This window comes from uncultured Halorubrum sp., from assembly GCF_937146585.1.
GTDB classification, from domain to species: Archaea; Halobacteriota; Halobacteria; order Halobacteriales; family Haloferacaceae; genus Halorubrum; species Halorubrum miltondacostae.
On the sequence record NZ_CAKZRO010000143.1, the window covers coordinates 51,547 to 59,082 of the forward strand.

Here is a 7,536-nt window from a genome sequence, read left to right on the forward strand (position 1 = left end):
GCGGGGGGCGCGATCGGACGCGCCCGCTCACTCCGTCAGCCAGAGCCCGGCGGCCCCGACCGCCGCGAGCCCCATCGAGCCGGCGAGCAGGGCGAACGCCGGCCGGAACCCGACCGCGTCGGCGATGACGCCGACGGCGGCGGGCGCGAGCGCGCCGCCGCCCATGAGGAGGGTCCGGACGACGCCGAGCCCGCCGCCGGCGAGCCTGTCGGGGAGGGCCTCGACGAGGTACGCGCCGCGGACCGGGCGGAACCCGTGCGAACCGAGCCCCAGCGCGACGACGAGGGCGCCGAGGGAGAGCGCGCCGGCCCCGGCGAGCGCGACGAGACCCGCGAGGGCCGCCGTCGCGAGGCCCAGCGCGGCGACCATGACCGGGAAGCGGCCGAGCCGGTCCGAGAGGTCGCCGGAGACGAGCTGGACGAACGTGACCGCGAACAGCGCGGAGTACAGCAGGCTCGCGGTCGTCGCGGGGAGCGCGGCCGCCTCCGAGAGGTACAGCGGGAGGAACGCGACCGTCCCGTTGTACGCGAACGAGAAGGCCACCGTCACCAGCACGAACGCCGCGAACCGCGGCTTCCGGAACAGCCGGAGGTACGCCGCCGCGCCGGGGCTCTCGTCCTCGTCGGTCGGTGAGGCCGCCGCGGCCGACCCGGAGAGCCGCACTGCGGTAGCGACCGCGAGCGCGACGGCGAGGGCCCCGGTGAGCAGGAACGGCGCCCGCCAGTCCGCGCCGGGGAGCAGGGCGAGGACGGTCGCGATCGCGGGCGGGGCCGAGAGGACCGCGGCGACGACCGCGGGCGCGGCGACCCCGCCCATCGCCCCGAGCGTGTCGTGCGCGCCGAGCATCCGGCCGGTGCGGGCGGGGTAGACGCGGGCGATCAGCCGCACCGAGACCGTCTTGTGGACCCCGGTGCCCGCGCCGATGACGACCATGGCGGCGACCAGCGCGGCGAAGGGGGCGTCGAAGACGACCGCGAGCGAGCCCGCCCCGGCGACGAGCGCGCCGGCGACGATCACGCGCACCGGGCCGACGCGGTCGGCGACCGCGCCGCTCGGGAACTGCAACAGCGCGTACACGACCATGAAGCCGGTGAACGCGGTCCCGACGGTGGCGTTGCTCACGCCGTACGCGCCCTGTATCGACTCGAACAGCGGGGGAAAGAGGTACCGCACGAACTTCCCGAGGAACCAGACGAGCGAGACGAGCAGCAGGGCGTCGTACTCGCCGATTCGACGGGAAGGCATCGGGCGTCCTTGCTCGGTCGGCGACATAAAGGGCCTGAAGCGCCGACCGCCGGGCGGGACGGTCCCGCGCTATCCGCCACCGCCGCCGTACGACCCCTTCTCGGCCTCCAGTTCGGCCTCGCGGCGGTCACCGGACTCGTCCGCCTCCGACGGCGGTGCCGCGTCTCCTCGCGACCGGCGGGCGGCGAGCGCCCACCCGAGGCCGTACGCGGTCGCCCCGCAGGCGACGCCGCCCGCCGCACCGAAGACGGCCGCCCCGGCGAGCCCGGAGACCGCGGCGACCGCCGGGCCGCCGAGGAGGGCGTATCCGAGGTTCTCGGTCACCGCGTCGGGAACGTTCACGTCGAGGTCGTCTCGGCCGCGTCAGAAGTGTCCTGTCGTCGGCTCGACCGGACGGGGCGGGCTCTCGCACGGCCCTCTCGCGGCGCCGCTCAGAACGGGCCTTTGCCGCCGCCCATCATGTCGCCGAGGCCGCCGCCCTCGCCGCCCATCTTCTTCATCATGCGCTGCATGTCGCCGTCGCCCATCCCCTGGAACTGGCTGATCGTCTGCTCCATCATCGAGTGCTGTTCGAGCAGCTGCTGGACCGTCTCCTCGTCGGTGCCGGAGCCGCGGGCGATCCGCCGCGTGCGCGACTGGCCGACGACGCGCGGGTTCTCCAGCTCCTCCTCGGTCATCGAGTCCATGATGCGCTCGAACCGGCGCATCCGGTCTTGGGTGACGTCCATCGCGTCGTCCGGGAGCTCGTCCATCATCCCGCCGCCGAGCCCGGGGATCATGTCCATCACCTGGTCGAGCGGCCCCATCTTGTTCATCGCGTCCATCTGCCGTTTCATGTCCTTCAGGGTGAACTCGCCCTGAAGCATGTCCTCGGGGTCCCAGTCCTCGTCCTCCTCCTGGGTCTCCTGCATCGCGCGCTCGACGCGCTCGGAGAGCTGCTTCAGGTCGCCCATCCCGAGCAGCCGGGAGATGAACCCGGACGGCTCGAACCGCTCGATGTCCTGGACCGTCTCGCCGGTCCCGAGGAAGGCGATCGAGGAGTCGGTCTCGTTGACCGCGGTCAGCGCGCCCCCGCCCTTCGCGGTCCCGTCGAGCTTGGTGATGACGACGCCCTCGATGCCGATCGACTCCTCGAACTGGCGGGCCTGCTCTTTCGCGCCCTGGCCGATCGCCGCGTCGAGGACGAGCAGCGAGCGGTCGGGGTCGACGACGCTCTCGATCTCCTCGATCTCCGCGATGAGGTCGTCTTCGAGCGCGTGTCGGCCGGCCGTGTCCACGATGTGAACGTCGGCGTCGGCGGTCTCTTCGAGGCCGGTGCGCGCGATGTCGACCGGGTCGTCGTTGTCGGGGTTCCCGTAGAAGTCGACCTCGGCGCGCTCGCACATCTGCTTCGCCTGGTCGTACGCGCCGGGGCGGAAGGTGTCGGTCTGGACGACCGCGGGGCGGAGCCCCTTCTTCGAGAACCACCACGCCATCTTCGCCGCGGAGGTCGTCTTCCCCGACCCCTGGAGGCCGGCCAGCAGGATCGTCTGGTTCTCGAGGGGGAGCTGGGTCGAGTCGCCGACCAGCTCGACCATCTCCTCGTAGACGATCTTGAGGACGTGGTCCTTCGCCGTGGTGCCGCCCGGCGGTTCCTCTTCGAGCGCGCGGGACTTGATCGAGTCCGACAGCTCCATCACGAGGGAGACGTCGACGTCGGCGGACAGCAGGGAGCGCTGGATCTCCTTGACGATCTCCTCGACGTCGCTCTCGGAGAGTCGGGACTTCCCCTGGAGCTTGTCGAGGCTGCTCCGCAGGGACGTGCCGAGGTCGTCGAGTACCATTTGCCGGAGCTAGGCGGGCGACGCGGTAAAGCTTTGTTCGTCGGCGGCGCGTCCGGTGCCGGACGGTCTCAGTCGTCGACGAGCCGCGCGCCCGCGGCGTCGACCCGGCACGCCTCCGGGTCGTAGCCCGCGTCGGAGAGGCCGGTGTCGAGCGCGAAGACCGTGCGGCCGAGCATCGCCATCGCGGCCTCGCCGCCGGCGGACTCGACGGCGGCTATCGCCTCGGCGACCTCGGGGACGAGGAGGTCCGCCTCGCGGGCGAACGCCCGGGCCGCGTCCATCAGCGTCGGGAGTCGCGGGTCCGCGCGGAGGCGGTCGAGGGCCTCCTCGCCGGCCGCGGAGAGGGTCTCCGTGTCGCCGCCGAGGACGCGCTCCGTGGACAGCTCGCCGAACGTGACGTACTCGACGCGCGCGGTCGCCGGCACGCCGTCGAGCTCGCCGACGCCCGGCGCGCCGGGTTCGAGCCGGATGGGGACCCCGCCGCGCGCCTGCGCGACCACGTCGCCGAGGCCGGTCCCGCGACCGACCTCCGCGGCGTGGGCGATCCGGACGAGCTCGTTCTCGGACCGCCCGCGGTCGAACGCGTCGTTCGCGGCGAGCGCGGTCCCGAGCGCCGCCGCCCCGGAGACGCCGAAGCCGGCGCCGATCGGGAGGTCGGTCTCGACCGCGACGTCGGCGGCGACGCCCAGTTCGGCGAGCGCGTCGTCGACGGCGCCGATCGACCCGGGCTCGCCGTCGATGGTCGTCTCCCCGGCGTCGGCGCCCGTCGCCGCCGCGTCGCTCGTCCCGCCGTCGCCCGTCACCGACTCCGCGTCGTCCGCCGGCGACACCCGGACGGTCACGCCGTCGGTGAGCGCCACGCCCGCACCGCGCGACCCGGCGGCCGCCGGGTCGTCGTCGGGGTGCGCGCTGAAGAGGGCGGTGACGTGGCCCGGGACGAACGCGGTCGCCCGCTGGCTGCTCATGTGGCCGCCGACGAGCGGGCCGCGATTAACGGTTGTTATCCGGGCCGGATCGGCCGCGGTCGGCGCGGGACGACGCCGACACCGCAGGCATAAGTACCGGCCGGGCGAACTCGGGCCGTATGCGAAACCAGTTGCGCCCCGTCCTCGCCGCCGTGCTCGCGTTGGTCTTCCCGGGGCTCGGGCACCTCACGCTGCGGCGGTGGGGCCGGGCGCTGCTGTGGCACCTCACCGTCGTCGGCGGGGGCGTCGCGCTGTTCGCGCTGTACGACGTCGAGCCGGTCGACCCCCTCGCCGACCCCGCGGCGGTGTCGGCCGCGGTCCCGAACGACGTGGCGCTGCCGATCGTGCTGTTGACCGTGCTGTCGGCGGTCGACGCGTACCTCGTCGGGCGGGCGGACGCCGCGGAGCGCGAGCGGGTCGACGCCGCCGCGGAGGCGATGCGGCGGCGCACCGCGAGCGCGGACGGCGACGAGGGACCGGGGGCCGGCCCGGCCCCGGCAGCCGCGGTCGGCGAGGCGGGCGAGAGCCCCGACGTGACCTGTCCCAGCTGCGGCCGGGAGACCGACGCCGACCTCGACTTCTGCCACTGGTGTACCGAGCCGCTCCCGTGGGCGGAGCCGGACGACCGGTAACGCGGACGGCCCGACCGGTACCGAGAGACTGATTGCCGGGCCGTCCCGCGTGCCGATTGACAGATGACGGGTGACGCGGTGGCGGGTGAGTCCCGATGACCGACCGGACGACGGGTGACCGGCGGTGACCGGCGGCTCGCCGACCGGGGCCCTCGGGCTCGTCGCTATCGTCGCCGGGGCCGTCCTCGCCGCGTTCGCGGTCCTCTTGCCGACGTGCGTCGGCCGGTCCCGGATCCGGAGCGTCCTCGGGGACCGGGACCTGCTCCGCGATCGGGCGCTCGGGGCGGCCCCGTACGTCGGTGGGCTCGCGCTCGTGCTCGCCGTCAACAAGGGGTTCATCCGGCGCATCGAGGCGTTCTCCTTCGAGTACGGGGTCCGCGCGACGACGGCCATCTACGCGGTCGAGGGCGACCTCGTGGCCGCGGTCCAAGACGCGATCCCGCGGTGGGCGGTGTACTACTTCGGCCCGGCCTACGTCGTCGGCTACGTCGTGTTACTCGCGTTCCCGCTCGTGGCGTACGCGTTCGCCGAGCGGCTGGAGCCGCTGAAGCGGCTGATCGCCGCGTACGCGGTGAACTACGCGGTCGCGATCGCCTGTTACGCCTGGGTCGTCGCGTACGGGCCGCGGAACTACCCGAGGGTCTCGGGCGCGGACCCGGACGCGGCGAGCGTCGAGCCGCTGCTCTTGGAGTGGTTCGGCGGCGTGACGGCGCTCACCTCGCAGGTGAACGCCGCGACGAACGTCTTCCCCTCGCTCCACACGGCGCTGTCGGTGACGGTGGCGTTCGCGGCGGTGACGACCCACGAGGAGTTCCCGCGGTGGACGCCCGTGGCCGCGTTCCTCGCGGCGAGCATCGTCGTCGCGACGGTGTTCCTCGGGATCCACTGGGTGACGGACGTCGTCGCGGGAGGCCTGCTGGCCGCGGGCAGCGTCGCGGTCGCGGACCGGATCGTCGGCTGAACGGCGGCCGAACCGTCTCGGGGGGCTCGAGGCGAGCATCTCGGTAGTTTCTCACCGGTGATAACTGAGGGCCAACTATGATATGACCCCGCCGCGAGTGTCGGGACACGGACGCGAACGACGGACGGAAACATGAGTCTGAATCCACGACGATACGACGTACGAGAGCTGCGCCGGATCGCGGACGCCCCGCGAGACGGTGCGGACGGAGCGCCTCGGGAGCGGGCGCTCCGGCGGCCGAACCGGAACCGGGCCGAGCAGGCGGCGCGCTCGGCCGCGTTCACGGAGCTGCTCCAGCGTCAGCGTGGTGCGCGGCACGACGGCGAGGACCCGGCGGATCGGCCGTACCTGACGGCGATCCCCGCCTCGCCCGCGGCGGAACGCGAGATCGGCGAGTGGCTCGGCTACCTCGTCGACGTCGGCGGCCACGTGCGGAGCCGGGACGCGCTGTCCTACTACGGCGAGGTCGACTGGGTCGGCGACGACGCGGTCGCGGCGCTGACGCGCCGCCTCGAGGGGTTCGACGCCCCGACGCGCGACCGGCCGTACACTCCCGCGGACCACCGGATCAGCCTCGTCTCCATCGTCCGGATCGCTTCGTGTGCGAGTGACCAATGAGCGACGACGAATCCACGGACATCAACGAATCGGACGAATCGGCAGCGGTCGGCGTGAAACTGGGCAGCACTCGGACGGTGCTCGACATCCCCGACGGACGGGGGGGTCGCGAGCGCCACTCGGTGCTGACCTGCCTGGCGACCTACGAGGACGCCATCACGGGCGACGAGAAGGTGCTGTTCGGCGAGGAGGCCGCGGTCGAGTACCCCGACCGCGTGCGCTTCATGCTGCGCTCGGGACTCCCCGAGGACGACGACAGCGTCGCGGACGCGGAGCGCTTCTTCGAGGCGGTCGTCGACGCGCACGACGTGCCCGAGGACAGCGCGGTCGTCTACGCGGTGCCGACCATCGACAACGAGGCCGGCGTCGAGAACCTCAAGTCGGTGATCGAGGGCTCGTCGATCGGCGAGGTCGAGACGCGGAGCTACCCCGAGTCGCTGTGCGGGGCGATCCCCGCCTACGGCGACGGGCTCGACGCGATCGACGAGGTGTTCGTCTCGGTGAACCTCGGCTCGACGACGATGGAGGCGTGCGCCTACCGGCGCGGCGAGCAGCTCTCGCCGTTCTCGACCGGCTCGGTGACGGGCAACGAGGTCGACCGCCGGATCGTCGCCGCCGTCGAGGAGGAGACCCAGGGACGGGTCCACATCGACCGGACGACGGCCCGGGAGTACAAGGAGCAGCACGGCGACGTGTACGACTTCGAGCCGTTCACCGACGTGGTCCAGCAGCCGGGCGGCGGCAGCCACGAGTTCACCGTCGACCGCGGCGTCCAGGAGCCGATCGACCGGTACATCGACGAGGCGGTCGACGTCGTCGCCAACGAGTTCCTCCCCGAGCTCGCGAACGACCACATGAAGCCGTACCAGCTGGCGCTCGGGCGCCCCATCGCCGCCACCGGCGGCATGGCGTGCATCCCCGGGCTCGTCGAGGAGTTCGAGAAGCGCCTCTGCGAGGAGCTCGACCGCGAGGTCGAGATCGTCTCGCCCGAGGAGCCCGCGGTCGCGGCCGCGGACGGCGCGGCGCGGATCGCGGCGCGACTGGTCTGAGCGGCGATCGCGTCACTTTCTCGGTTTTTTCGAACCCCCACAGCGGCGCGTCGCGCGAGGCCGAGTCGGATCGGTGGCGCGTGCCTGTGAGCGGCCGGAGCGAAGCGGCGGCCGCGGGAGGCACGCGCGAGGGAGTCGCGAACGGTGCGAGGTGCGAGCGAAGCGAGCGCCTCGATCGCGAGCGGTGAAACCGCGAGCAGTGAGCGACGAGGCCGGGGAGGTGTGAGGTGCTGTGCGGTCGCG

General features: G+C 73.1%; 8 protein-coding genes. 4 read left to right on the forward strand and 4 right to left on the reverse strand.

Features of this window, described 5'->3' with window-relative positions:
• Positions 1–27: 27 nt before the first annotated feature.
• From Q0116_RS12295 to Q0116_RS12310, 4 genes are all read right to left on the reverse strand, one after another.
• Positions 28–1,245, reverse strand: a complete 1,218-nt coding sequence (locus Q0116_RS12295) for an MFS transporter (RefSeq protein WP_297888736.1) — start codon at positions 1,243–1,245, stop codon at positions 28–30.
• 69 nt (positions 1,246–1,314) lie between these two features.
• Positions 1,315–1,587, reverse strand: a complete 273-nt coding sequence (locus tag Q0116_RS12300; RefSeq protein ID WP_297888739.1) for a hypothetical protein — start codon at positions 1,585–1,587, stop codon at positions 1,315–1,317.
• A gap of 89 nt (positions 1,588–1,676) precedes the next feature.
• Positions 1,677–3,068: a signal recognition particle protein Srp54 gene (locus Q0116_RS12305; RefSeq protein ID WP_297888742.1), complete on the reverse strand. Its 1,392-nt coding sequence runs from the start codon at positions 3,066–3,068 to the stop codon at positions 1,677–1,679.
• A gap of 68 nt (positions 3,069–3,136) precedes the next feature.
• Positions 3,137–4,033 carry a pantoate kinase gene (locus tag Q0116_RS12310; RefSeq protein ID WP_297888745.1) on the reverse strand — a complete coding sequence of 299 codons (897 nt, stop codon included), beginning with the start codon at positions 4,031–4,033 and terminating at the stop codon, positions 3,137–3,139.
• Positions 4,034–4,152: 119 nt separating this feature from the next.
• On the opposite strand from Q0116_RS12310, the gene Q0116_RS12315 reads away from it, so the two are divergent.
• The 4 genes from Q0116_RS12315 (at position 4,153) to Q0116_RS12330 (ending at position 7,293) form a co-directional block, all read left to right on the forward strand.
• Complete coding sequence (locus Q0116_RS12315) at positions 4,153–4,665, forward strand: zinc ribbon domain-containing protein (protein WP_297888749.1); 513 nt, start codon at positions 4,153–4,155, stop codon at positions 4,663–4,665.
• Positions 4,666–4,789: 124 nt separating this feature from the next.
• A complete protein-coding gene (locus Q0116_RS12320; RefSeq protein WP_297888752.1) occupies positions 4,790–5,626 on the forward strand; it encodes a phosphatase PAP2 family protein in 837 nt (278 codons plus the stop codon).
• A 132-nt stretch (positions 5,627–5,758) separates the two neighbouring features.
• A complete protein-coding gene (locus Q0116_RS12325) occupies positions 5,759–6,244 on the forward strand; it encodes a FlaD/FlaE family flagellar protein (protein ID WP_297888755.1) in 486 nt (161 codons plus the stop codon).
• The gene (locus Q0116_RS12330; RefSeq protein ID WP_297888757.1) at positions 6,241–7,293 is read left to right on the forward strand and encodes a hypothetical protein; all 1,053 of its coding nucleotides are present in this window, start codon (positions 6,241–6,243) and stop codon (positions 7,291–7,293) included. Before Q0116_RS12325 ends, Q0116_RS12330 begins: the two co-directional genes overlap by 4 nt.
• The last annotated feature ends 243 nt before the right edge of the window (positions 7,294–7,536 follow it).